Raw genomic sequence first — 586 nt, forward strand, 5'->3', positions numbered from 1 at the left:
AAACTGCCATTTCAATAAATTTTAACACCTTATCATACTTGTCCTTTGGCTCATTCATAATGAACCAAAATAGATTCAACCAGTCTTGGAGGTGCTCTCTATCATAAGCTCCATGATTTCTTATAAATTGTTTTAATAATAAATGAAGATTATTGACCGGATATAAAGGATTGTCTTTATCTGATAATTCTTTTGTTTCTGCCGTTGGGTATACTATGCTTTCCAGTTCCAATTCTTCAATTAATATGCTATGAGAGTGTTCGTCATCATGAACTAATACAGAACCTCTTGCAATATGCTGACTGTATGTTTCTTTCGTTGATTTTCTTGAAGGTTTAGATGTTCCTGTAACTATAAAAATTGATTTTGTCTCGTTACAAGCAACACCAACACCTATTTTATTTCGAGATATTCCTCTTAGTTTCTTTCCATCTTTTGTTACTAGTTTACTTCTTACTTTTGTAAAATATGTTTCATCCAAATATACTGTACCGTCTAGTACAACATCGTTTTGTATTCCTTTTAAAACTTCGAATGTTTTGATCAGCCAATATTTCCCTGTCGTTGGTGAATTTCTATTATCGTA

At 31.7% G+C, this 586-nt stretch carries 1 protein-coding gene; it reads right to left on the minus strand.

Translation table 11 applies throughout. The features are described 5' to 3' along the window. On the minus strand, positions 1 to 586 hold a 586-nt coding region (locus KTQ83_RS11980), incomplete at both ends, for a transposase (RefSeq protein WP_217256963.1).

The organism is Holdemanella porci (assembly GCF_019052655.1).
Classification (GTDB): Bacteria; Bacillota_I; Bacilli_A; order Erysipelotrichales; family Erysipelotrichaceae; genus Holdemanella; species Holdemanella hominis.